Origin of the sequence: Streptomyces sp. NPDC097595 (assembly GCF_044761525.1) — a bacterium.
GTDB lineage: Bacteria > Actinomycetota > Actinomycetes > Streptomycetales > Streptomycetaceae > Streptomyces > Streptomyces drozdowiczii_A.
In genome coordinates this window covers 97,447-120,232 of the sequence record NZ_JBIWCN010000003.1, presented here as the reverse complement: position 1 = coordinate 120,232, position 22,786 = coordinate 97,447, and the positions used below count along the sequence as shown (strand labels likewise).

The window sequence follows — 22,786 nt, the reverse complement described above, 5'->3', positions numbered from 1 at the left end:
GCCTTGAAGCCTTGAAGCCTTGAAGCCCCTGCCGGGTCAGTGCCCCGACGTGGCCTTCAGCCCGACCACGGCCACCAGCAGCAGGCACACGAAGAAGATCCGGGCCGCCGTCACCGGCTCGTGCAGCACCACCATGCCCAGGACCGCGGCACCCGCCGCGCCGATCCCGACCCACACCCCGTACGCCGTACCGATCGGCAGGGTCCGGGCCGCGTGCGACAGCAGCATCATGCTCGCCACGATCCCCAGGCCCGTGAACACGCTCGGCCACAGCCGGGTGAACCCCTCGGTGTACTTCATCCCGATCGACCAGGCCACTTCCAGCAGACCGGCGACGACCAGCAGAACCCACGCCACGACAGCACCTCCGACGAGACAGAACACGCGAACAACACGGGTGCGTCGTCTTTGCGGAACCCGGTACGGCGCGTCTCGTCGGGGTGTCCCCACCGTAGCAAAGGACAGGCAAAGGACCCGGTGACAACAGTCACCGGGCCCTTTGCCCACACCACAGATCCACAGATACCGCCGGTCTACAGATACAGCCCGGTCGAATCCTCCGAGCCCTCGAACCGGTCCGCGGCCACCGCGTGCAGGTCGCGCTCGCGCATCAGCACGTACGCCACACCCCGCACCTCGACCTCCGCCCGGTCCTCCGGGTCGAACAGCACCCGGTCCCCCGGCTCGACCGTCCGCACGTTCTGCCCCACCGCCACCACCACGGCCCACGCCAGCCGGCGGCCGACCGCGGCCGTCGCGGGGATCAGAATGCCGCCGCCGGAACGCCGCTCGCCCTCGGGCGACTCGGACCGGACCAGCACTCGGTCGTGCAGCATCCGGATGGGCAGCTTGTCGTCGGTGTTCTCGCTCACGCCCCGCAACCTACCGGGCAGCGCGCCCGCCGCGCGCGAGGGGTCAGCGCTTGCGCCGCGAGGAGACGACCACCAGGCCGACCACGCCCACCGCGAGCAGCGCCGCCGGGATCACGCGCTCCAGCCGGGGGCCGCCCGTCTCCGACACGAACCGGGCCTTCACGTCCGACACCGTGCGGTTCACCGCCACGTACGCCCGGCCGGCCGTCCGGTCCACGGTCCCGGCGACCTTCGCCTTCGCGTCACCGATGATCGTCTTCGGGTGCACCCGCACCCCGATCTCATCGAGTACCACCGCAAGCTGCTCGCGCCTGCTGATGATGTCCGCCTCGATCTGCGCAGGGGTCCTGGCATCCGACACCGCGCCGCCTCCGTGGTCCTCGTCCGGTAAACCTTCATCGACAGTCTGTCAGTTCCGCCGCATCCGCACCCGGCGGCACCCCCATTACGCTCGGTCCCTTAGACCCCACGTACCAACGAGGAGAACCATGAGCGAGCGCCTCACCCCCGGCGACACCGCCCCCGCCTTCACCCTGCCCGACGCGGACGGCAACGACGTCTCGCTCGCGGACCACAAGGGCCGCAAGGTCATCGTCTACTTCTACCCCGCCGCTCTTACCCCCGGCTGCACCAAGCAGGCGTGCGACTTCACGGACAACCTCGACCTGCTCGCCGAGGCCGGCTACGACGTCATCGGGGTCTCGCCCGACAAGCCGGAGAAGCTCGCGAAGTTCCGCGAGCAGGAGAACCTCAAGGTCACACTGGTGGGCGATCCGGCCAAGGAGACTCTTGAGGCGTACGGCGCGTACGGCGAGAAGAAGCTCTACGGCAAAACGGTGACGGGCGTCATCCGGTCCACCGTCGTGGTGGACGAGGAGGGCAAGGTCGCCCACGCGTTCTACAACGTGAAGGCCACCGGCCACGTCGCCAAGATCATCAAGGACCTCAAGATCTGAGGTCGGGCGAGCACGGCCGCAAGCCGCACGGAACGGCCCGAAACGGGCCATCCTCTGAGCCGAATGGCCGAAATCATGTGATGGACATCCCATTCCTTCGCTGAACCGGTTTGCGGCCGCCATGTCCGCGCAGAAGCCTTTCCTGTAACAGTTGCCGAGGAAAGGAACCGGCCATGGCGGCCTCCGACCCCCACCAGGTGGCCGACCCTGAAGCGGTCAAACGTCACCCCGCGCTGTTCCGTGCGATCCGGAAGCGTCAGAACCCCAGGCTGCGGCGTACGGACATCACGGTCACGGACGACCAGGCGGTCAAGCGCGCGGTCAAGGCGGCGTCCCTCGGTAACGCCATGGAGTGGTTCGACTTCGGCATCTACTCCTACCTCGCCGCGACCCTGGGACACGTCTTCTTCCCGTCCGGGAACGACACGACCCAGCTGCTCTCCTCGTTCGCCACCTTCGCGGTCGCCTTCCTCGTACGGCCCCTCGGCGGCATGTTCTTCGGACCCATGGGCGACAAGATCGGCCGCAAGAAGGTCCTCGCCCTCACGATGATCCTGATGGCGACCGGCACCTTCGCGATCGGCCTGATCCCCTCCCACGCCACGATCGGCGTCTGGGCCGCGGTCCTGCTGATCTTCTTCCGCATGCTCCAGGGCTTCTCGACGGGCGGTGAGTACGGCGGCGCCTCGACCTTCATCGCGGAGTACGCCCCCGACAAGCGGCGCGGCTTCTTCGGCAGCTTCCTGGAGTTCGGCACGCTCGCCGGTTACGTGGGCGCCGCGGGCCTCGTGACGCTGCTGTACGCGCTCCTCAACGACGCCCAGATGGAGTCCTGGGGCTGGCGCGTACCGTTCCTGGTCGCCGGACCGCTCGGCCTGGTCGGCCTCTACCTGCGACTGCGCCTGGACGAGACCCCGGCCTTCCAGAAGCTGGCGGGCGGCACGGCGCACGCCACGGAGGCGGCGGACAGCGTCGAGACCACGGCCAAGGGCGACCTCGCGAAGATCTTCCGCGACTACTGGCCGACGCTGATCCTCTGCATCTGCCTGGTCGGCGCGTACAACATCACCGACTACATGCTGCTGTCGTACATGCCGACGTACCTCTCCGACGAGCTCGGCTACAGCGAGACGCACGGCCTGCTGATCCTGCTCGGCGTGATGGTGTTCCTGATGCTGATCATCAGCCAGGTCGGCAAGCTCTCGGACCGCTTCGGCCGCAAGCCCCTCCTGATGACGGGCATGCTCGGCTTCCTGATCCTCTCGCTGCCCGCCTTCCTCCTGATCCGCCAGGGCAGCATCCCCGCGATCATCATCGGCATGGCGATGCTGGGCCTCTCCCTGGTCTGCATGCTCGGCACGATGTCGGCGGCGCTCCCGGCCCTGTTCCCGACGAACGTCCGCTACGGCTCGCTCTCGGTGGGCTACAACCTCTCGGCGTCGATCTTCGGCGGTACGACTCCGCTGGTGATCACGGCCCTGATCAGCGTCTCCGGCACCAACCTGATGCCCGCGTACTACGCGATGGCGGCGGCCCTGGTGGGCGTGATCGCGGTGGCCTGCATGAAGGAAACCGCGAACAAGCCGCTGGCGGGGTCCCCGCCGTCGGTGGAAACGACGGCGGAAGCGGAAGAACTGGTCCACGCCCAGAGCCCCGACCCGAAGTTCTGACCCACCCCACCCCACCCGGCCACGGCCCGTACGGCTTCCCCTCGAAGCGGTGCGGGCCGTTCCGCATCTTGTCGTATATCGGACGTGACGCTCCGATAGTCGGTTCGTTACTCCGTACGAGGGCCGTGAACGAGCGGCCGGATACGGAGGGGAACATGGGGGTTCGGTACACGCGCGAGCTGCTTGAAGAGGCGGCGCGCATGACGACGAACATCAATGACGCCGTGCGGTGGTGTGGTGGGACGCCCACGCCGGGAACGCGGAGCTATCTGCGGCAGAAGGTTGCGGAGTGGGGGGTGGACGTCTCGCACTTCGCCGACATGAGGGTGCGCCACACCGAAGAGAAGCTGCGCGAGCTGGTGGCCCGGTCCACGAGCGTGGCGGAGGTCGTGCGCCGTCTCGGCATCAGTCCGGTGGGCGGAAACCACACGCACATCAGCCGCCGCATCGCCGCTCTCGGGATCGACACCTCCCATTTCGCGCTCGCACCGCCACGCCGCTCGAAGAGCGCACGGGGAAACCCGCTTGTTCTCGGCGACCGGCAGAACGGCCGAATTCCCGGCGAACGGCTGCGACGCGAACTGGTGCGCACGGGAGTGGTCGACGCGTGTGCCGAATGCGGCAACGCTGGCGTATGGCAGGGGCAGCCACTGCGCCTCGAAGTCGACCACGTCAACGGCGACTGGTGGGACAACCGTCCGGCGAATCTTCGCATCCTGTGCCCCAACTGCCACGCGGCAACGGACACTTATCGCGGACGCAACCGCGCGAGGACAGCATGAGCGCCACGTACACGCGCGGTGTCCTCGAAAAAGCCGCAGCCACCGCGACCAGCCTGGTCGATCTGGTGCGTAGGCTGGACGGCCCCCTGGGCAGCCGAACATGCCGATACGTACGCGACCGGCTCCGGCATTACGGCATCGACACGTCCCACTTCGTGGACGAGCCCCTTCCCGAGCGGGCGCGCACGGCCTATCCGGCCGCGCTCATCGCCGAGGCGGCCGCCAACTCATTCAGCATCAGAGGGATGTTCGAGTACATGGGCCTGCCGCCGAGCGACAGCCCGTACGGATACGTGCGGGCGAAGCTCGACCGCCTCGGCATAGACACGTCCCACTTCACCAGCGGGCGCAGGCAGGGGGCACCTTCCGTCCCGCGCGAGCGGCTGGAGGCCGCAGTCGCCGAATCCCGCAGCCTCGCCGCCGTACTGAAGGCGCTGGGACACGTCGACAACGGCGGCGCTCGCATCCGCCTGACGCGGGACATCGAGAGGTATCAACTGTCGACTGCCCACTTCGTCGGCCAGGGCCACTCGGCGGGGACGAGCTCCCCCAGCCGCAAACCGGCTCACGAAATCCTCGTCCTGGGGGACGGGGCCGCCCGTACGCGGACGTCCCTCTTGAGACGCGCACTTGACGACGTAGGGGTCCCACGCGCCTGCGCGGTGTGCGGAACCGGCGAGTCGTGGCGGGGGAAACGCCTCGTGCTGGAGATCGACCACATCAATGGGAACCGTGTCGACAACCGTCGGGCCAACCTGCGCTATCTCTGCCCTTCGTGCCACAGCCAAACAGCAACGTTCTCCAAACGCACCCGCCGCACCACGCCGAGGCGGTAAGCTTTCGAAGGTATGCGCCCGTACGCCAACGGTTTGAGCGGCGGCCTTTAGGTGGCCGTGTATGTCGGTTCGAATCCGACCGGGCGTACCTGAAGCAAGATGCCCGGCCCCCTCGGGGCCGGGCATCTCTGCGTCAGCCCACCAGCTCCCGCACCACCGGTACCAGCGCCCGGAACGCCTTGCCGCGGTGGCTGATCGCGTTCTTTTCGGCCGGGGTCAGTTCCGCGCAGGTGCGGGTCTCGTCGTCCGGCTGGAGGATCGGGTCGTAGCCGAAGCCGTAGCCGCCGGCGGGGGTGTGGCGGAGGGTGCCCGTCAGGCGGCCCTCGACCACGCGTTCCGTGCCGTCCGGGAGGGCGAGGGCGGCCGCGCAGGCGAAGTAGGCCCCGCGGTGGGGGTCGGAGATGTCGCCGAGCTGGGCCAGGAGCAGGTCCAGGTTGGCGCGGTCGTTGCCGTGGGTGCCGGCCCAGCGGGCCGAGAAGATGCCGGGGGCGCCGCCGAGGACGTCCACGCAGAGGCCGGAGTCGTCGGCGATCGCGGGGTGGCCGGTGGCCTGCGCGAGGGCGTGGGCCTTGAGCAGGGCGTTCTCCGCGAAGGTGACGCCCGTCTCCTTGACGTCGGGGACCTCCGGATACGCGTCGGCACCGACGAGCTCGTGCGTGAGGCCCGCGTCGGCGAGGATCGCGTGGAGCTCGGTGATCTTCCCGGCGCTGCGGGTGGCGAGGATGAGGCGGGTCATGCGTCCAGTATCGCCGGACCCGCCCCACCGGCTCACGGGGTGCAGACCTTGGCGATCTCGCCGGCCGCGTCGGTGACCGGGGTGATGTCCGGGGTGGCGTCGCCCTTGTCGATGGCGTCGCGGACGTTGGTGACGCCGGAGCGGAGGTCGTCGACGGCCTTCGAGAGGCCGGCGTCGTCCGTCTTGTCGCCGAGGTTGCCCAGCTCCTCCTGGATCTGGTCCAGGGCCTCGGACGCCTGGGTGGGGTCGTTGGAGGCGTTGGAGACGGCCTGGCGGAGGTTGTCGACGCTGGTGGCGATGGCGTCGGCGGTGCGGACGCAGTCGAGCGTCTTGTCGAGGGCGCCGCAGCCCGCCGCCGCGGTGGCGGTGATCAGTACGGCGGTGACGGCCAGTGCGGTGCGGTGGAGCCGGTGGCGCGTGGCCATGGTGTGGTCCCTCCCCGGGGTGCGGATACGCGGACGGGCGCACGGTTCGACCCGTGCGCCCGTATGCGTATCGACGCCGCCCGGCGGGACTTGGTTGCCTCTTTACCTTCTCGGTTCGGCTTCTCAGGCGCCGAGCGTGGTGGCCAGCGCCTCGTTCTGGAGCTTGGCGAGGTCGACGCAGCCGGCGGTGGCGAGGTCGAGCAGCGCGTTGAGCTCCGTACGGTCGAAGGGTTCGGCCTCGGCGGTGCCCTGGACCTCGACGAAGCGGCCGTCGCCGGTGCAGACGACGTTCATGTCGGTCTCGGCGCGGACGTCCTCCTCGTAGCAGAGGTCGAGGAGCGGGGTGCCGTCCACGATGCCGACGCTAATGGCGGCGACGGTGCCGGTCAGCGGCTTGCGGCCGTGCTTGATGATCTTCTTGCCCTGGGCCCAGGCGACGGCGTCGGCGAGGGCGACGTAGGCGCCGGTGATGGCGGCGGTGCGGGTGCCGCCGTCGGCCTGGAGGACGTCGCAGTCCAGGACGATCGTGTTCTCGCCGAGAGCCTTGTAGTCGATGACGGCGCGCAGCGAGCGGCCGATGAGCCGGCTGATCTCGTGGGTCCGGCCGCCGATCTTGCCGCGTACGGATTCGCGGTCGCCGCGGGTGTTGGTGGAGCGGGGCAGCATCGAGTACTCGGCGGTGACCCAGCCTTCGCCGCTGCCCTTGCGCCAGCGCGGCACGCCTTCGGTGACGGAGGCGGTGCAGAAGACTTTGGTGTCGCCGAAGGAGATGAGCACGGAACCTTCGGCGTGCTTGCTCCATCCGCGTTCGATGGTGACGGGACGGAGCTGGTCGGCGGTGCGGCCGTCGATACGAGACATGGCGCCGAGCCTATCGGGTGACGGGGTCCCCGGTTTCCGGGTACGCCGCAGGCCCCGCCCGGGGTGGGCGGGGCCTGCGGAAGCGGGTTCAGGCGGTCGTCACATCATGTCTTCGATGTCGGCCGCGATCGGGTCCGCGTCGGTGCCGATGACGACCTGGATCGCGGTGCCCATCTTCACGACGCCGTGCGCGCCGGCGGCCTTGAGCGCGGCCTCGTCGACCTTGCTCGGGTCGATGACCTCGGTGCGGAGGCGCGTGATGCAGCCTTCGACCTCTTCGATGTTCTCGATTCCGCCGAGCCCGGCGACGATCTTCTCAGCCTTGCTGGCCATGGCCTTCTCCCTGGTTCTTCACGTACATGTGACGGCCCACCATGGGTCCGTTTCGTCACGGTAACGCACGGTTGGCCCAACTTCTCGGGCGGGCAACCGCACGGTCCCCAATGATGACGATCACCGGCGCCCCGCCTTCCGGGCCGGGCTCCGCACCGTATCGCGACTGGTCTACACCAGTATGCGACGACCGCCAAACCAGGCGTGTTCCGGGAGGATGCCGATGAGTTCGAACGCGGCCGCGCTACCGCAGCGGAAGTGGTGGAACGGGCCGGTCCAGGGCCTGCAGAAGGTCGGCCGCAGCCTGCAGCTGCCGGTGGCCGTCCTGCCCGCGGCGGGCCTGCTGGTCAGCCTCGGCAACCTCTTCGACTCCTCCCTGCACGGACGCTTCTGGGACAAGTTCGCGAAGGTCCTGCTCAACGGCGGTACCGCGATCCTCGACGGCGAGCTGGGTCTGCCGCTGCTCTTCTGCATCGGCGTCGCGATCGGCTTCGCGAAGAAGGCGGACGGCTCGACCGCGCTCGCCGCCGTCGCCGGCTTCCTGGTCTACCGGGGGGTGCTGACGGCGTTCCCGGTGGACGGTTCGGTGACCAAGGAGCTCCCGGACGGGATGCCACAGAACCCGGGCGTGCTGGGCGGGATCCTCATCGGGCTGCTGACGGCCGTGGTCTGGCAGCGCTACCACCGGACGAAGCTGGTCGACTGGCTCGGCTTCTTCAACGGCCGCCGGCTCGTCCCGATCCTGATGGCGTTCCTCTGCGTGATCCTGGGCGTGCTGTTCGGGCTGCTGTGGCAGCCGGTGGGCGACGCGCTGACCTGGTTCGCCAAGCAGCTGATCAACCTGGGCGCCTGGGGCGCGGCGATCTTCGGTTTCGCCAACCGGTTGCTGATCCCGATCGGCATGCACCAGTTCCTGAACACGTTCTTCTGGTTCCAGGCGGGCGAGTACACCGGGAGCGACGGGGGCACGGTCCAGGGCGACATCTCCCGGTTCTTCGCCGGGGACCCGTCGGCCGGGCAGTTCACCTCGGGCTTCTTCCCGATCATGATGTTCGGGCTGCCCGCGGCGGCGCTGGCCATCGCGCACACCGCGCGGCCGGAGCGACGCAAGGAGGTCGCCGGGCTGATGCTGTCGGTCGCGCTGACGTCGTTCGTGACGGGCGTGACGGAGCCGCTGGAGTTCTCGTTCCTCTTCGTCGCGCCGCTGCTGTACGGGGTGCACGCGCTCCTGACCGGTGCGTCGATGGGCATCACCTGGGCGTTGGGGGTGCACGCGGGGTTCAGCTTCTCGGCGGGGCTGATCGACTACGTCGTCAACTGGCATCTGGATACGAAACCGTGGCTGATCCTGCCCATCGGCGCCTGTTTCGCGGTCGTCTACTACGTGATCTTCCGGTTCGCGATCACCAAGTTCAATCTGCCGACCCCGGGCCGCGAGCCCGAGGAGGTGGAGGAGGACATCGAGAGGAACCTCACGAAGTAACCTTTACGCAAGGTCACTGACCTTGTGAGCGCGGCCCCCGGACCATGCGGTCCGGGGGCTTTTCGCATGTCACGGTGCGTATGCGGTGGCTGCTGCGAAGTAGTCGCAAATTGCAGGTTCCTTATCTAACCCTCACCGTGCTACAACTGGTCTACACCACTCAGTGGTCCAGACCACGTGAAGCTTCGCGCAACACGTTTCTCGAGTCGTCGCCCACCCAAAACCCCCTGTCCCCGGCGGCGCCTTGCTTACTGGAGGAAGTTGATGAGTACGGCCACCGCTACGGCGGCCCCCGCGAAGAAGCGGGGCTCCGGCCTGTTCCAGGGCCTGCAGAAGGTGGGTCGCAGCCTGCAGCTGCCGATCGCGGTGCTCCCGGCCGCCGGTCTCATGGTCCGGCTGGGCCAGCCCGACGTGTTCGGCGCCGACGGGCTCGGATGGGACAAGGTCGCATCCGTCTTCGACAAGGCCGGCGGCTCGATCACCGGCGCCCTGCCGCTCCTGTTCTGCGTGGGCGTCGCGATCGGCTTCGCGAAGAAGTCGGACGGCTCGACCGCGCTCGCCGCTCTCGTGGGCTTCCTGGTCTACAGCAAGGTGCTCCAGGCGTTCCCGGTCACCGACGCGGTGGTCAACACGACGGCCAACAAGGGTGTCGACGTCGCCGCGACGTACAACGACCCCGGCGTCTTCGGCGGCATCATCGTGGGGCTGCTCGCCGCTGTCCTGTGGCAGCGGTACCACCGCAAGAAGCTGGTCGACTGGCTCGGCTTCTTCAACGGCCGTCGTCTCGTCCCGATCATCATGGCCTTCGTCGGCGTCATCGTCGGTGTCTTCTTCGGTCTGATCTGGGAGCCGATCGGTGACGGCATATCCAACTTCGGCGAGTGGATGACCGGTCTCGGCTCCGGCGGCGCCGCGCTGTTCGGCGGGATCAACCGCGCGCTGATCCCGATCGGTATGCACCAGTTCGTGAACACCGTCGCCTGGTTCCAGCTCGGTGACTTCACCAACGCGGCCGGCGAGGTCGTCCACGGTGACATCCCGCGCTTCCTGGCCGACGACCCGACCGCGGGTATGTTCCAGTCCGGCTTCTTCCCGATCATGATGTTCGGCCTCCCGGCCGCCGCGATCGCCATCGCGCACACCGCCCGCCCCGAGCGCCGCAAGGCCGTGATGGGCATGATGGTCTCGCTCGCGCTGACCTCGTTCGTCACCGGTGTGACCGAGCCGATCGAGTTCTCGTTCATGTTCATCGCGCCGGTCCTGTACGTGCTGCACGCCGTGCTGACCGCCGCGTCGATGGCCATCACCTGGGGCCTGGGCGTCCACGCGGGCTTCAACTTCTCGGCCGGGTTCATCGACTACGCACTGAACTGGACCCACGCCACCAAGCCGTGGATGATCATCCCGATCGGTCTGGTCTTCGCGGCGATCTACTACTTCACCTTCCGCTTCGCGATCATCAAGTTCAACCTCACCACCCCGGGCCGCGAGCCCGAGGAGGAGGTCGAGGACCTGACCAAGTAGGTCCGGCCCGACAGCCCGAAGCCCTCACCTTCCCGGCGGAAGGTGAGGGCTTCGTCGTACGCGTACGAGGAGCGCGCCGCTCAGACTTCGTACACCGCGCCCGGCGCCGCGAGTTCCGTCGGGCCGGTGAAGAGCTCGCGGGCGTCGGAGAGGTTGCGTTCGGCGTCGGTCCACGGCGGGATGTGCGTGAGCACCAGGCGGCCGACGCCCGCCCGGGCCGCCAGCTCGCCGGCCTCGCGGCCGTTGAGGTGGAGGTCCGGGATGTCCTCCTTGCCGTGCACGAAGGACGCCTCGCAGAGGAAGAGGTCCGTGCCCTCGGCCAGCTCGTCCAGGGCCTCGCAGGTGCCGGTGTCACCGGAGTACGTGAGCGAGGAGCCGCCGTGCTCGATGCGGATGCCGAAGGTGTCGACGGGGTGGCAGAGCTTCTCCGTACGCACCGAGAAGGGGCCGATCTCGAACCAGCCCGGCTTCAGCGTGTGGAAGTCGAAGACCTCGCTCATCGCGTGGTCGGACGGGGTGTCCGCGTGCGCGGTGGTGAGCCGCTGCTCGGTGCCCTCGGGGCCGTAGACCGGGATGCGGGCGGGGCGGTCGCCGCCGTGCGGGTAGTACCGGACGACGAAGTACGCGCACATGTCGATGCAGTGGTCGGCGTGCAGGTGGCTGAGGAAGATGGCGTCGAGGTCGTAGAGACCTACATGGCGCTGCAGCTCGCCGAGGGCGCCGTTGCCCATGTCGAGGAGCAGCCGGAAGCCGTCGGCCTCTACGAGGTAGCTCGAGCATGCCGATCCCGCGGAGGGGAACGAGCCGGAGCAGCCGACGACGGTGAGCTTCATGGAGCGTGAACCTCCGAGACGTGGGAACGGGGAGGGTTCGTGCGGTTCTCGCGGTGCGGTTTGTTGAGCGTAAGGCGCGAAAGAGCGGGTCGCTCCTTCGGGGTGGCTCGTTGTGGGGGAACTCACCTGCGCTGTCACCGGTTCGGGTGGCGTTCCGGGGCGCTGACCCGGACCCCGCTCCTCAAACGCCGGAGGGGCTGGAAATGGCCGCAGCCAAATCCAGCCCCTCCGGGGGACGAGCGGTTACGCCCAGAGCTGGCCGTGCAGCGTCTCGATCGCCGCCTCCGTGGTCGGCGCCGTGTACACGCCCGTGGACAGGTACTTCCAGCCCCCGTCGGCCACGACGAACACGATGTCCGCGCTCTCCCCGGCCTTCACGGCCTTGTTGCCCACCCCGATCGCGGCGTGCAACGCCGCCCCCGTGGAGACGCCCGCGAAGATCCCCTCCTGCTGGAGGAGTTCGCGGGTGCGGGTCACCGCGTCGGCGGAGCCGACCGAGAAGCGCGTGGTCAGGACCGACGCGTCGTACAGCTCGGGCACGAAGCCCTCGTCGAGGTTGCGCAGGCCGTAGACCAGGTCGTCGTAGCGCGGCTCGGCGGCGACGATCTTGACGCCCTCGACGTGCTCCCGCAGGTAGCGGCCGACGCCCATGAGCGTCCCCGTCGTGCCGAGGCCGGCGACGAAGTGGGTGACCGAGGGGAGGTCGGCGAGGATCTCCGGACCGGTCGTCGCGTAGTGCGCACCCGCGTTGTCCGGGTTGCCGTACTGGTAGAGCATCACCCAGTCCGGGTGCTCGGCCGCCAGCTCCTTGGCGACGCGGACCGCCGTGTTGGAGCCGCCCGCCGCAGGCGAGGAGATGATCTCGGCGCCCCACATGGCGAGCAGGTCGCGCCGCTCCTGCGAGGTGTTCTCCGGCATCACGCACACGATGCGGTAGCCCTTGAGCTTGGCTGCCATCGCGAGCGAGATGCCGGTGTTGCCGCTGGTGGGCTCCAGGATCGTGCAGCCGGGGGTGAGCCGGCCGTCCTTCTCCGCCTGCTCGACCATGTGGAGCGCGGGGCGGTCCTTGATCGAGCCGGTGGGGTTGCGGTCCTCCAGCTTGGCCCAGATGCGGACGTCGTCCGACGGTGACAGCCGCGGCAGGCGGACGAGCGGGGTGTTGCCCACTGCGGCGAGCGGGCTGTCGAAGCGCATCAGTTCATGCCGCCGGCGACGGCCGGGAGGATGGTGATGCTGTCGCCGTCGCTGAGCTTGGTGGAGATGCCGTCCAGGAAGCGGACGTCCTCGTCGTTCAGGTAGACGTTGACGAAGCGGCGCAGCTGGTCGCCGTCCACGATCCGCTCACGGATGCCCGTGTGGCGGCTCTCCAGGTCCGTGAAGAGGTCGGCGAGGGTGTCCCCCTGGCCCTCGACGGCCTTGGCGCCGTCGGTGTAGGTGCGGAGGATGGTCGGGATGCGGACCTCGATGGCCATGGCGTGGGCTCCTGTCGAAGCGGAGTGGTGGCGGTGGGCGTGGGGCGTGCGGCTCTGCCCCCGCGCGGGGTCGGTACGTGGTGCGGTGGGCGCCCGGCCGGTCGGCGGCGGCGCCCGGGTGCGGACCGGCTCAGGCCGCGCGGCCGGCGGACCGGTGGTTCGTACAGATCGCGCTGGAGAGGCGGCACAGGTCGACGTGCAGGCGCGCCACGAGCAGCGAGCCCGGCGTCTTGTCACTCACGTCATGGGGAACCATGCGGTCATCGTATCGATTCCCGGTCGGGGATTCGGAGTGTGATCTCACCTGGTGGATGTTCGGCGTTCGGTGGGCGGACAGGGCCGGGGTCCGCACGGCCCTGTCGCACCGCTGCCGGGGTGGTCAGGCCGCCGGGTACGCCTCGACGACCGCCACCTCCTCCTCGGTGATCCCACCGTCCACGATCCGGTACGAGCGGAACTGGAAGGGGCCCGCCTCGTCGGTGTCCGCGGTGGAGACGAGCACGTAGTGGGCGCCGGGCTCGTTGGCGTACGTGACGTCGGTGCGCGAGGGGTACGCCTCGGTCGCCGTGTGCGAGTGGTAGACGATCACCGGCTCCTCGTCGCGGTCGTCCATCTCGCGGTACAGCTTGAGCAGGTCGCCGGAGTCGAACTCGTAGAACGTGGGTGAGCGCGCGGCGTTGAGCATCGGGATGAAGCGCTCGGGGCGGCCGCTGCCGGCGGGTCCGGCGACGACGCCGCACGCCTCGTCGGGGTGGTCGGCGCGGGCGTGCGCGACGATCTGGTCGTACAGCGTCTGGGTGATGGTCAGCATGGCGCCCAGGATAGGACGACGGGCCCCCGCGTACCGAGGAGTGGTACGCGGGGGCCCGCATGGTGAAACGTCCCTGGTGGGAGGCGTACGACTCAGCGCTTGACGCGCTCCGCGAACGCCTTGCCCTCCGGGTTCCTGGACTTCAGGACCAGGTAGGAGACGCCGAGGATCAGGGCCCACAGCGGGGCGCAGTAGAGCGAGATCCTGGTGTCCTTGTCGATGCCCATCATGACGATGACCACGGCGATGAACGCGAGCGCGAAGGCGCTGGTGTACGGGGCGCCGGGGGCCCGGAAGGAGGACTGCGGGAGCAGTCCTCGGTCGGCGAGGCGGCGGTAGCGGATCTGGCTGATCAGGATCATGATCCAGGCCCACATGCCAGAGATCGTGGCGAAGGAGACGACGTAGGTGAAGGCGTCGCCGGGCCACTGGTAGTTGACCCACACGCCGACGAGCATGAGCGCGGCGGAGACCGTGGTGCCGATGAGCGGGGTGCCGCTGCGGGTGAGCCGGGTGAAGAACTTCGGGCCCTGGCCGTTGAGCGCGAGGTCGCGCAGCATGCGGCCGGTGGAGTACATCCCGGAGTTGCAGGAGGAGAGCGCGGCGGTGAGGACGACGAAGTTGACGATGCCGGCGCCGACGCCGAGGCCCATCTTCTTGAAGGCTTCGACGAACGGGGAGACGCCGGGCGAGAACTCGGTCCAGGGCACCACCGAGAGGATCATGATGAGGGCGCCGACGTAGAAGACGGCGATGCGCCAGGGCACGGTGTTGATGGCCTTGGGCAGGACGGTCTTGGGGTCCTTGGACTCACCGGCGGTGACGCCGACGAGTTCGACGGCGAGGAAGGCGAACATCACGATCTGCAGGGTCATCAGGGTGCCCTTGATGCCGTGCGGGAAGAATCCGCCGTCGGACCACAGATGGGTGACGCTCGCGGTGTCCCCGGCGTCCGAGAAGCCGAGGGTGAGGATTCCGGCGCAGATCAGGATCATGCCGACGATGGCGGTGACCTTGACCATCGAGAACCAGAACTCCAGCTCACCGAAGAGCTTTACGGAGATGAGGTTCACGCCGTACAGAATGAACGTGAAGACCAGGGCCGAAACCCATTGCGGAATGTCGAACCAGAACGTCATGTACTGGGCGGCCGCGGTGACTTCGGTGATTCCGGTGACGACCCAGAAGAGCCAGTACGTCCAGCCGGTGACGTAGCCCGCGAAGGGGCCGATGAATTCGCGTGCGTACTCCGAGAACGAGCCCGAGACCGGGCGGTACATGAGGAGTTCGCCGAGTGCGCGCATGATGAAGAAGATGACCAGGCCCGCTATGGCGTAGGCCAGGATGAGGCTGGGTCCGGCCTTGGCGATGGCCTTTCCGGCGCCGAGGAAGAGCCCGGTGCCGATGGCCCCGCCGATCGCGATCATCTGGATCTGGCGGGCGCCGAGTGCTCTCTGGTAGCCCTCGGCGGAAGTCGTGGCATCCGCGGCCGCGGCGTGCGGGCCGTCGGGCCCCTTGTCGTCGATCTGCGCCGATGTCATGTGGTTGCGCCTTTCTCCACGCCGATCCGCGCCTTTCGGCCGCGGATCAGGTCCTGATCCCCCCGGATACGGATGGAGTGCCGCCGGTGGTTACCGGCTGATAGCGCCTACCCGGGAACAGGGGTGGCGTTCCCGGGTGGTCGTGAAGATTTATCACGGGCGTGACGGCGATCCGGCGGACGATATGTGGCGCACACCACAAGTAAAAGGGGACAAGGCGGAACGGGCGCTGCAAAAAAGACCGTTCAGGTGACGCGATCGTTATTCGGATTTGAGTGTCCGTTGAGCGAACACCGTGACCGGGCGCGCACCCGGTGTCACGGCATCATGGTCTCGACCAGGGTCTCCTGGAGCGCGCCGAGCCAGAGATAGGCCATGACCATGGGCTTTCGGGGGTCGCTGTCCGGGAGCCGGTAGAGCGAGCCCTCCTCGCCCTCGTCCTCGTCGCTGACGTCGAGGCGGGTGCCGATGGTGAGCCGGAGGTCGTTGAGCGAGCCGAGCCAGTTGCGGCACTCGTCGGCGGTGAGGGTGAGCACGGCGGCGCCGTCACCGGCGGGAGTGAGCGCATCCAGCGTCCGTACGACGACGAGTGCGTCGTCGCGCTTGCGGGTGCGCAGGTCGTTCTCGGTGAAGCGGCGGAACTCGGCGGACGCGGCGCGCAGTTCGTCGTCCTTGTCGCCGTACGCCTCGGGGAAGAGGCGGGCCAGGGCCGGGTCGGTGGGGGGCTCGCTGGGGCCCTCGGCGAAGAGCGCGGCGAGCGGGTCCTCGCCCTCGGCGGGCTCGTCGCCGGGGCCGATGAGTTCGAGCAGCTGGACGGCGAGGGAGCGCAGGATCGCGATCTCCACCTCGTCGAGCGCGACGGCCGCGCCGCCGCCGGGAGTGGCCTCGAAGTGGCCGGCCATGGGTTCTCTCCGATGATGGTCGGGCGGTGCGGGGGGGGGCGTGCGGTGTTAGTTGCGGTCCTGGGTGAGCGTGGCCCACAGCCCGTAGCCGTGCATGGCCTGGACGTCGCGTTCCATCTCCTCGCGGCTGCCGCTGGAGACGACGGCGCGGCCCTTCTGGTGGACGTCGAGCATCAGCTTGTGCGCCTTGTCCTTGGAGTAGCCGAAGTACGCCTGGAACACATAGGTCACATAGCTCATGAGGTTGACCGGGTCGTTGTGGACCAGCGTCACCCAGGGGACGTCGGGCTCGGGGACGACGAGGTGGTCCTCGGCCGATTCGGGACGTGTGATCTCTGTAGGGGCGACGCTCACCTGTCCCATGCTGCCACCCGCTGTGGCCCCTCGCACAAACGGCCCCACCCCGGCACCCCCATCTCGTCACTCTGACGAAATAGGGGTAGCATCCCCGGCATGAACTCTGCGGACCTTGGGCGACGGGTCGGTGTGCCGTCGACAGCGCTCTTCACCGACCAGTACGAGCTCACGATGGTGCAGGCCGCGCTGAAGGCCGGGACGGCCGGACGGCACTCGGTCTTCGAGGCGTTCACCCGCCGGCTGCCGGAGGGGCGGCGCTACGGCGTCGTCGCGGGCACCGGGCGGGTCCTGGACGCGGTGGAGAACTTCCACTTCGACGACGAGATGCTCGGTTTCCTGCGCGACCAGGCGATCGTGGACGGGCCGACGCTGGACTACCTGGCGGACTACCGGTTCGGCGGCGACATCTGGGGCTACCCGGAGGGCGAGGTGTACTTCCCGGGCTCGCCGGTCCTGCGGGTGGAGGGCTCCTTCGCCGAGTGCGTGCTGCTGGAGACGGTGATCCTCTCGATCCTCAACCACGACTCGGCCATCGCCGCGGCGGCCTCCCGGATGTCGGCGGCGGCGGGCGGGCGGCGGCTGATCGAGATGGGCGCGCGCCGCACGCACGAGCTGTCGGCGGTCGCCTCGGCCCGTGCCGCGTACATCGGCGGCTTCGACACCACCTCGGACCTGGCGGCCGGCTTCCGCTACAACATCCCGACGGTCGGCACGAGCGCCCACGCCTTCACCCTGCTGCACGACTCGGAGCGGGACGCGTTCCGGGCCCAGGTGGACTCGCTGGGGCGCGGGACGACGCTGCTGGTGGACACGTACGACGTGACCGAGGCGGTCCGTACGGCGGTCGAGATCGCCGGGCCCGAGCTGGGTGCGGTACGGATCGACTCGGGCGATCTGCTGCTCGTCGCCCACCGGGTGCGCCAGCAGCTGGACGAGCTGGGCGCCACGGAGACGAAGATCGTGGTGACCTCGGACCTGGACGAGTACGCCATCGCCTCGCTGGCCGCCGCGCCGGTGGACGCGTACGGGGTGGGCACGCAGCTCGTCACGGGCAGCGGGCATCCGACGTGCTCGATGGTCTACAAGCTCGTCGCCCGCGCGGGGTCCGGCGACCCGGCCGACGAGCTGCGGCCGGTCGCGAAGAAGTCGATGGGCGCGAAGTCCTCCAAGGGCGGCCGCAAGTGGGCGGCCCGCCGGCTGGACGAGGAGGGCGTGGCCGAGGCGGAGGTGATCGGCACGGGTCCGGTCCCGGAGGAGCTGGCCGGCCGGCAGCTGCTGGTGGAGCTGGTCCGGGGCGGCGAGGTGGTCGCGCGGGAGCCGTTGGACGCGGCGCGGGCGCGGCATGTCGCCGCGCGGGCGGGGTTGCCGTTGTCGGCGATGCAGTTGTCGCGCGGCGAGGCGGTCATCCCCACGGAGTACGTGTGACGGGGGCGCCGTAGGGCCCGGGGCTCCGGGGCGCCGCTTCGTCCTCAATCGCCGGACGGGCTTGATTGTGCGCGACGGGCGCACTTGATTGGACCGCTGGAAACTCTAGGCTCGGGATCGTCCCCCGCACCGCTCCCCCACTCCCCGAAGGACAGCCACCATGCACCGCGCCTTGATCGTCGTGGACGTTCAGAACGACTTCTGTGAGGGCGGGAGCCTCGCCGTGGCGGGGGGTGCCGATGTCGCCGCCGCCATCACGGACCTGATCGGCGAGAGCCGGCCCGCCTATCGGTACGTGGTGGCCACCCGGGACCACCACATCGATCCCGGGGACCACTTCTCGGCGACCCCCGACTTCGAGCACTCCTGGCCGTCGCACTGCGTGGCCGGGACCGAGGGCGTGGGCTTCCACCCCAATTTCGCCCCCGCGGTCGCCTCCGGGGCCATCGACACCGTGTTCGACAAGGGCGCCCACGCGGCGGCGTACAGCGGCTTCGAGGGGCTGGACGAGAACGGCACCGGCCTTGCCGAGTGGCTGCGCGAGCGGGACGTCCGCGAGGTCGACGTGGTCGGCATCGCGACCGACCACTGCGTGCGCGCGACCGCGCTGGACGCCGCCCGCGAGGGCTTCGCCACGCAGGTGCTGCTGGACCTGACCGCGGGCGTCGCCGAGGCGACGACGGAGCGGGCGCTGGCCGAGCTGCGCGGCGCGGGCGTGACGCTGACCGGCAAGCCGGTCGTCTGAGCGGCCTAGGCCGCCGGCGCGGCGGGCCTCAGCAGGGCTCGGATCGGGTGCCAGAGCTCCTGCGCGCAGCCGGGTCTCGCGCGCCACAGGACGCCGTCCGGGTGGTGCAGGACGGCGGTGATCTCGTCCGGGGTGGGCGGCTCGGCGTTGCCCCGGAGGTAGACGGCGCGCAGGCCCAGATTGCGCAGCCGGGTCAGGGCGCGGGCCCGGTTCGCCGCGTGCACCAGGACCCGGACGGGGGCGCCGGGACCGGGGCCCTCCGCCGGGGTGGGCAGGGTGATCGCGACGACCACACTGCCGTTCGGCAACTTGCTGAATCCTCCGCCTGCCATGCGTACGAGCTCCCCCGTGAGACATCGTGTCAATAAGAAAGTGAACAGGGGCACCTAAACACGATCGGCCGCCGCCCGCTAGAGGGCGACGGCCGATCATGCTGTGACCTGCGATGATGCGGTACTACTTCTTCGAGGCACCGACCTGGACGGTCATCGTGTCGCCGCTGAGCGGCTCGCTGACGATCGTGATCTTGGTGTTGGTGTCAGGAACCTTGACGCTTCCGGTCGGGTTCTCCTTGTACCAGTAGGTGCCCGTGTGGTCGTCGAAGGCCGGGACGCCGAGCTGCGGCTTGACCTTCACGGCCTGGTCGGCCAGGTGCAGCGTGAAGCCGTCCGTCGGGTACCAGCTGAACGGCGCGTCGAAGGGCTGGATCTTGTTGCGCATGAGCGTGCCGTTCGCCCACTTCAGCGGCTTGGCGTGCGCGTCCACCGGCAGGATCAGGCCCTGGCCCGGGTGCTGCGAGACGTTGTTGTCCTTCTGGGAGGTGTCCCAGAGCTGGACCAGCAGGCCGTTCTGGTACGGGTAGTACTCGACCCAGTCCGGACGGGTCGTGGAGAACCCGAAGTTGTACGGGCCCGTCTTCAGCGTCTGGTCGTAGCTGACGTACTGACGGTTCTCCGCGAGGTAGTACTGCGGGTAGTCCTTCTCGAACGACTTGCCGACCCGCGAGAAGCCCTTGCTGGTCCAGCCGTTGTCGTCGCCCTCGGCGTTGTCCGTGAAGAGCGCGGTGCCGTCGGCGGTCACCGAGATGGTGTCGGCCGCGAAGCCCACGCCGCCCGCGCCGCCGTCGGTGGCGTAACGGAAGCGGATGTCGATCTTCTGGCCCGCGTAGGCGTCCAGCGAGTACGACAGCTTCTGGTACTTGCCGGAGACGTCGGTCAGGGCCGGCTTGTCACTGGCGTCGCGCGGGATCGGCTGACCGTCGGCGGTGCCGTCGATCGCGGTCCAGCTGGTGCCGCCGTTGGTGGACACCTCGGTGTAGAGGTAGTCGTAGTCCTTCTCGATGTCCCACCAGCCCTGGAGGTCCAGGGACGCCTTGGACTTGCCGGTGAGGTCGACGGGGCGCGACAGCGTGTTGCTGAGGTTGTCGCCCATGTCGCTCCACCACTGCTTGGCGCCCTCGGCGGGCGTCGTGACGGCGGTGGTGACGGCCTTCTTGGGCAGCTCGACGACGAGCGCCTGCTTGTCCTTGGTGTTGTACTCGGACACGCCCAGCTTGTGGGTGGACTTCGTCGCGGCCTTGGCCTCGGCGTAGTTCAGCCAGCCCAGCTGGAGCTTGTCCCAGGCGGTCATGTCACCGGGCATGTCCCCGATGGCACCGTTGCCCGTGCCGAGCCAGGAGCCCGCCGACATCAGCGACCAGAAGCCGACCGAGTTCTCGGCGGTGTTGGTCGTGTCGTAGAGGTCCGGGAGACCGAGGTCGTGGCCGTACTCGTGGGCGAAGACGCCCAGGCCGCCGTTCTCGGGCTGCGCGGTGTAGTCGCCGACCCAGATGCCGGAGTCGCCGATCTCGGTGCCGCCGGCCTTGTTGTTCGCCGGGCCGGTGGCGCCGGCGTTGGTGCCGTACGCGTACCAGCGGTGCGCCCAGATGGCGTTGGTGCCCTCGACGCCGCCGCCGGCGGACTCGTCCTCACCCGCGTGCACGATCTGGAAGTGATCGATGTAGCCGTCGGGCTCGTTGAAGTTGCCGTCGTTGTCGTAGTCGTAACGGTCCCACTGGTCGTACTGCGCCAGGTCCGTCTTGATCTGCTCCGGCGTACGGCCCTTGGCCTTCTGGTCCGCGGCCCAGGCGTTGACGCCGTCCTTGATCATGTCCCAGGCGTTGGCGCAGTTGGTCGAACCGCAGTAGTTCGAGCCGTAGCGCGCCTCGTTGTACGGGACCTTGACCCAGTCGGAGACCTCGCCGTCGACCGAGTAACGGCCGGACGAGGTCTTCTCGTAGTACGTCTTCAGGGAGTGCTTGCCCGCACCCGTGCCGAAGTACAGCTCCTGGAAGTGGGCCTGGTTGTAGTCGGCCTGCCAGGCGGTGCTGTTGTCCTTCTTCGGGTCCGGCTTGGCTATCTTGTTGTGCAGCGGACCCGGCGTGCCGCCGTACTTCTTGACGGGGGGCTTGGGGCCCGCGCCGTCCGGGTCGTACGTGGTCGTGTCGTCGACCTTGTCGCCGAACTCCACCAGCACGGTGAAGATCTTGTCGGTCTTCTCACGGCCGAGCTCGACGTACTTGTTGCTGTCGAGCTTGACGACCTGGGAGCCTCCGCGCGACGACACCTTCTTGTCGCCGGATATGACCTGTTCCAGGGCAGCCTGGCGCTGTTCGGCCTGCTGCTTGCTGTACGGGCCCTCCAGGTCGTGCTCGTTGCCCTTGGCCGACCCCGGGTCCCGGCGGTCGATCGAGGCAGCGGTGCTTGACGCCTGGTCATCTGCCTGAGCGGTGGCGAAGGCGGATGCGGTCGCGGCGGTCGCGGCCATGGCCACGACAACCGCTCCGGTCCGAAGCGCCCGTCTCTTAATGATCACGTGATGCAGTCCTCCCCGGCGCCCGCGGCGACGGCCCGGGAGTGTGGAGAGGCCGCGCGCGGAAACGCGTCACAAGTGACGACATTCGACCGGAGTTACGGAAGAAAAGACAGACCTTGACTTGAACGGAGCAAGTGCACTATGCAGGAGCACCGTTCCGCTATGCGGACGAGGCGTTCGCGGTTCACCGGCGCGTCAACCCTCCCCGGGGGCGCGGGGGATGACTCCGTGCGCCCCCCATGCACCGGTACTGTGGGTTAGGTTACGCTTACCACCCGTTCCTCCAGGGCATCCACCGTCATAGAGTCGCTTGACAGCGCGACCGTGTTGAGAGACCGCCCATCCGACGTCCCGAGGACGGAAAACGCCATGCCGCGTCCTACTGCCGCACAGCTCTCCTACGGTTCGGTCACCGTCGTCTTCTCGACCCTGGCCATGTTGCTGCTGTTCCGCACCAGTTCGGGCCTCGGTATCGCCGTCGTCGGTACGGTCGCGCTCGCCCTCGGACTCGCGGTGTCCGTCACCGTACCCGCGAAGTCGCGCCGGTACGCGGCGAAGGCGGCGGGCACGACCGCCCCGGTCTCCGTACACCGTGGCACCGCACCCGCCGCCCGCGACGAGGACCGCGCGCGCGTCTCCGCCTCGAACCTCAGTTGACGGTGACCACCACCGTCTTGGCCGCCTTGTCCTGGAGCCCCTGCCGGTAGGGCTTGTCCGTGAACATCAGTACGATGTTGATCAGCCACCACAGGCAGGGGCAGCACAGCAGCGCCGGCAGCCACAGCACCACGGCCCGCAGGAAGGCCGCGCCGGTGTCCGGCACCCTGCCGTCGTTGAGCATCGCGACCCGCATCTTCAGCAGCCGCTTGCCGAGCGTGCGGCCGTCCTTGTGCGTGAAGTACGTGTCGTACGCGACGTAGCAGACGAGCCCGATCAGCGACCAGAGCAGCTGATGGCCGCTGTAGGTCTGGGCGAAGACGTCGCCGACGTCGTCGTTGCCGTTGCTGTCCGACACCTCGACCGCGCCGCCCCACGGCAGCGAGATCAGATACAGCGGGATCGAGATGATCAGGAAGTCGATCAGCCGGGCCAGGATGCGCTTGCCGGGCTCGGCGAGCGGCGGCATCCCCGCCAGGGGGTCCGCACCGCCGTACGGACCGCCTCCCCCGTAGGGTCCCGGGTCGTACGGCGGCGGAGGCGGCGGTGCGCTGCCGTAGGGCGAGCCGGACGACGGCGGCGGCTGGTCCCCGGGCGGCTGCTTCCTGAACGGGTCGTCCTCGGGCGGCTGACCGGGCGGCGGCTGATCGTTGCTCATGGGGGCAGTGCATCGCGGGGCCCGGGGCCCCGCAACGGCTCAGGTGCGTTCGGG

27 protein-coding genes, 1 tRNA gene and 1 riboswitch are annotated in these 22,786 nt (G+C 68.8%); of the genes, 10 read left to right on the top strand and 18 right to left on the bottom strand.

Features of this window, described 5'->3' with window-relative positions:
• Positions 1–36: 36 nt before the first annotated feature.
• The 3 genes from ACIQZN_RS05460 to ACIQZN_RS05450 all read right to left on the bottom strand — a co-directional run bounded on the left by ACIQZN_RS05460 (position 37) and on the right by ACIQZN_RS05450 (position 1,233).
• Positions 37–357: a multidrug efflux SMR transporter gene (locus ACIQZN_RS05460; protein ID WP_018105629.1), complete on the bottom strand. Its 321-nt coding sequence runs from the start codon at positions 355–357 to the stop codon at positions 37–39.
• A gap of 39 nt (positions 358–396) precedes the next feature.
• A riboswitch (guanidine-III (ykkC-III) riboswitch) is annotated at positions 397–468 on the bottom strand.
• Positions 469–533: 65 nt separating this feature from the next.
• Positions 534–872 (bottom strand): co-chaperone GroES, encoded by a 339-nt coding sequence (locus tag ACIQZN_RS05455; RefSeq protein ID WP_018105628.1) that lies wholly within the window; start codon positions 870–872, stop codon positions 534–536.
• Positions 873–915: 43 nt separating this feature from the next.
• Positions 916–1,233, bottom strand: coding sequence for a DUF3618 domain-containing protein (locus ACIQZN_RS05450; protein WP_403988612.1), 318 nt, complete (start codon positions 1,231–1,233; stop codon positions 916–918).
• A gap of 127 nt (positions 1,234–1,360) precedes the next feature.
• Here ACIQZN_RS05450 and bcp point away from each other — a divergent pair, with 127 nt between their 5' ends.
• The 5 genes from bcp to ACIQZN_RS05425 all read left to right on the top strand — a co-directional run bounded on the left by bcp (position 1,361) and on the right by ACIQZN_RS05425 (position 5,204).
• The gene (gene bcp, locus ACIQZN_RS05445; RefSeq protein ID WP_403988610.1) at positions 1,361–1,828 is read left to right on the top strand and encodes a thioredoxin-dependent thiol peroxidase; all 468 of its coding nucleotides are present in this window, start codon (positions 1,361–1,363) and stop codon (positions 1,826–1,828) included.
• 173 nt (positions 1,829–2,001) lie between these two features.
• A complete protein-coding gene (gene proP / locus ACIQZN_RS05440) occupies positions 2,002–3,498 on the top strand; it encodes a glycine betaine/L-proline transporter ProP (RefSeq protein ID WP_403988608.1) in 1,497 nt (498 codons plus the stop codon).
• A gap of 155 nt (positions 3,499–3,653) precedes the next feature.
• Positions 3,654–4,280: an HNH endonuclease gene (locus ACIQZN_RS05435; RefSeq protein WP_403989155.1), complete on the top strand. Its 627-nt coding sequence runs from the start codon at positions 3,654–3,656 to the stop codon at positions 4,278–4,280.
• Complete coding sequence (locus ACIQZN_RS05430) at positions 4,277–5,116, top strand: HNH endonuclease signature motif containing protein (RefSeq protein WP_403988606.1); 840 nt, start codon at positions 4,277–4,279, stop codon at positions 5,114–5,116. Before ACIQZN_RS05435 ends, ACIQZN_RS05430 begins: the two co-directional genes overlap by 4 nt.
• Positions 5,117–5,130: 14 nt before the next feature.
• A tRNA-Leu gene (locus ACIQZN_RS05425) sits at positions 5,131–5,204 on the top strand.
• A 45-nt stretch (positions 5,205–5,249) separates the two neighbouring features.
• Here the strand turns inward: ACIQZN_RS05425 and rdgB are convergent.
• The 4 genes from rdgB to ACIQZN_RS05405 all read right to left on the bottom strand — a co-directional run bounded on the left by rdgB (position 5,250) and on the right by ACIQZN_RS05405 (position 7,471).
• The gene (rdgB, locus tag ACIQZN_RS05420) at positions 5,250–5,852 is read right to left on the bottom strand and encodes an RdgB/HAM1 family non-canonical purine NTP pyrophosphatase (protein ID WP_403988604.1); all 603 of its coding nucleotides are present in this window, start codon (positions 5,850–5,852) and stop codon (positions 5,250–5,252) included.
• 32 nt (positions 5,853–5,884) lie between these two features.
• On the bottom strand, positions 5,885–6,277 hold the full coding sequence (locus tag ACIQZN_RS05415) for a hypothetical protein (protein ID WP_403988602.1): 393 nt from the start codon (positions 6,275–6,277) through the stop codon (positions 5,885–5,887).
• A 123-nt stretch (positions 6,278–6,400) separates the two neighbouring features.
• Positions 6,401–7,138, bottom strand: coding sequence for a ribonuclease PH (rph, locus tag ACIQZN_RS05410; protein ID WP_018105618.1), 738 nt, complete (start codon positions 7,136–7,138; stop codon positions 6,401–6,403).
• Between the two features lie 99 nt (positions 7,139–7,237).
• Complete coding sequence (locus ACIQZN_RS05405) at positions 7,238–7,471, bottom strand: glucose PTS transporter subunit EIIB (protein WP_018517946.1); 234 nt, start codon at positions 7,469–7,471, stop codon at positions 7,238–7,240.
• A gap of 223 nt (positions 7,472–7,694) precedes the next feature.
• Here ACIQZN_RS05405 and ACIQZN_RS05400 point away from each other — a divergent pair, with 223 nt between their 5' ends.
• Positions 7,695–8,954, top strand: coding sequence for a PTS transporter subunit EIIC (locus ACIQZN_RS05400; protein ID WP_403988599.1), 1,260 nt, complete (start codon positions 7,695–7,697; stop codon positions 8,952–8,954).
• A gap of 264 nt (positions 8,955–9,218) precedes the next feature.
• Positions 9,219–10,478 (top strand): PTS transporter subunit EIIC, encoded by a 1,260-nt coding sequence (locus tag ACIQZN_RS05395; RefSeq protein ID WP_403988597.1) that lies wholly within the window; start codon positions 9,219–9,221, stop codon positions 10,476–10,478.
• 80 nt (positions 10,479–10,558) lie between these two features.
• Here ACIQZN_RS05395 and ACIQZN_RS05390 read toward each other — a convergent pair whose 3' ends face one another.
• The 8 genes from ACIQZN_RS05390 to clpS all read right to left on the bottom strand — a co-directional run bounded on the left by ACIQZN_RS05390 (position 10,559) and on the right by clpS (position 16,400).
• A complete protein-coding gene (locus tag ACIQZN_RS05390) occupies positions 10,559–11,311 on the bottom strand; it encodes an MBL fold metallo-hydrolase (protein ID WP_403988595.1) in 753 nt (250 codons plus the stop codon).
• Between the two features lie 243 nt (positions 11,312–11,554).
• A complete protein-coding gene (locus ACIQZN_RS05385; protein WP_403988593.1) occupies positions 11,555–12,505 on the bottom strand; it encodes a PLP-dependent cysteine synthase family protein in 951 nt (316 codons plus the stop codon).
• A complete protein-coding gene (locus ACIQZN_RS05380) occupies positions 12,505–12,783 on the bottom strand; it encodes a MoaD/ThiS family protein (RefSeq protein WP_018105612.1) in 279 nt (92 codons plus the stop codon). The genes ACIQZN_RS05385 and ACIQZN_RS05380 overlap by 1 nt, the downstream gene beginning before the upstream one ends.
• Before the next feature lie 130 nt (positions 12,784–12,913).
• Complete coding sequence (locus ACIQZN_RS05375) at positions 12,914–13,039, bottom strand: putative leader peptide (protein ID WP_265547502.1); 126 nt, start codon at positions 13,037–13,039, stop codon at positions 12,914–12,916.
• 123 nt (positions 13,040–13,162) lie between these two features.
• On the bottom strand, positions 13,163–13,594 hold the full coding sequence (locus tag ACIQZN_RS05370; protein ID WP_391268334.1) for a Mov34/MPN/PAD-1 family protein: 432 nt from the start codon (positions 13,592–13,594) through the stop codon (positions 13,163–13,165).
• Positions 13,595–13,686: 92 nt separating this feature from the next.
• The gene (locus ACIQZN_RS05365) at positions 13,687–15,135 is read right to left on the bottom strand and encodes an amino acid permease (protein WP_403988590.1); all 1,449 of its coding nucleotides are present in this window, start codon (positions 15,133–15,135) and stop codon (positions 13,687–13,689) included.
• Between the two features lie 317 nt (positions 15,136–15,452).
• Entirely contained in the window at positions 15,453–16,037 is a 585-nt protein-coding gene (locus ACIQZN_RS05360) for a DUF2017 domain-containing protein (RefSeq protein ID WP_403988588.1), read from the bottom strand.
• Positions 16,038–16,085: 48 nt separating this feature from the next.
• Positions 16,086–16,400, bottom strand: a complete 315-nt coding sequence (gene clpS, locus ACIQZN_RS05355; protein WP_403988586.1) for an ATP-dependent Clp protease adapter ClpS — start codon at positions 16,398–16,400, stop codon at positions 16,086–16,088.
• A 90-nt stretch (positions 16,401–16,490) separates the two neighbouring features.
• Here clpS and ACIQZN_RS05350 point away from each other — a divergent pair, with 90 nt between their 5' ends.
• A complete protein-coding gene (locus ACIQZN_RS05350) occupies positions 16,491–17,819 on the top strand; it encodes a nicotinate phosphoribosyltransferase (protein ID WP_403988584.1) in 1,329 nt (442 codons plus the stop codon).
• A 160-nt stretch (positions 17,820–17,979) separates the two neighbouring features.
• Positions 17,980–18,564 carry an isochorismatase family protein gene (locus ACIQZN_RS05345; RefSeq protein WP_403988582.1) on the top strand — a complete coding sequence of 195 codons (585 nt, stop codon included), beginning with the start codon at positions 17,980–17,982 and terminating at the stop codon, positions 18,562–18,564.
• 5 nt (positions 18,565–18,569) lie between these two features.
• On the opposite strand, the gene ACIQZN_RS05340 is transcribed toward ACIQZN_RS05345, so the two are convergent.
• Both ACIQZN_RS05340 and ACIQZN_RS05335 read right to left on the bottom strand, forming a co-directional pair.
• Positions 18,570–18,896, bottom strand: a complete 327-nt coding sequence (locus ACIQZN_RS05340) for a hypothetical protein (RefSeq protein ID WP_403988580.1) — start codon at positions 18,894–18,896, stop codon at positions 18,570–18,572.
• A gap of 124 nt (positions 18,897–19,020) precedes the next feature.
• Positions 19,021–21,369: an immune inhibitor A domain-containing protein gene (locus ACIQZN_RS05335; protein ID WP_403989153.1), complete on the bottom strand. Its 2,349-nt coding sequence runs from the start codon at positions 21,367–21,369 to the stop codon at positions 19,021–19,023.
• Between the two features lie 417 nt (positions 21,370–21,786).
• Here ACIQZN_RS05335 and ACIQZN_RS05330 point away from each other — a divergent pair, with 417 nt between their 5' ends.
• Positions 21,787–22,074: a hypothetical protein gene (locus tag ACIQZN_RS05330; protein ID WP_403988578.1), complete on the top strand. Its 288-nt coding sequence runs from the start codon at positions 21,787–21,789 to the stop codon at positions 22,072–22,074.
• Here the strand turns inward: ACIQZN_RS05330 and ACIQZN_RS05325 are convergent.
• Positions 22,067–22,732 (bottom strand): RDD family protein, encoded by a 666-nt coding sequence (locus ACIQZN_RS05325; protein ID WP_391268342.1) that lies wholly within the window; start codon positions 22,730–22,732, stop codon positions 22,067–22,069. The two genes, ACIQZN_RS05330 and ACIQZN_RS05325, sit on opposite strands and share 8 nt — an antisense overlap.
• Positions 22,733–22,786 lie beyond the last annotated feature (54 nt).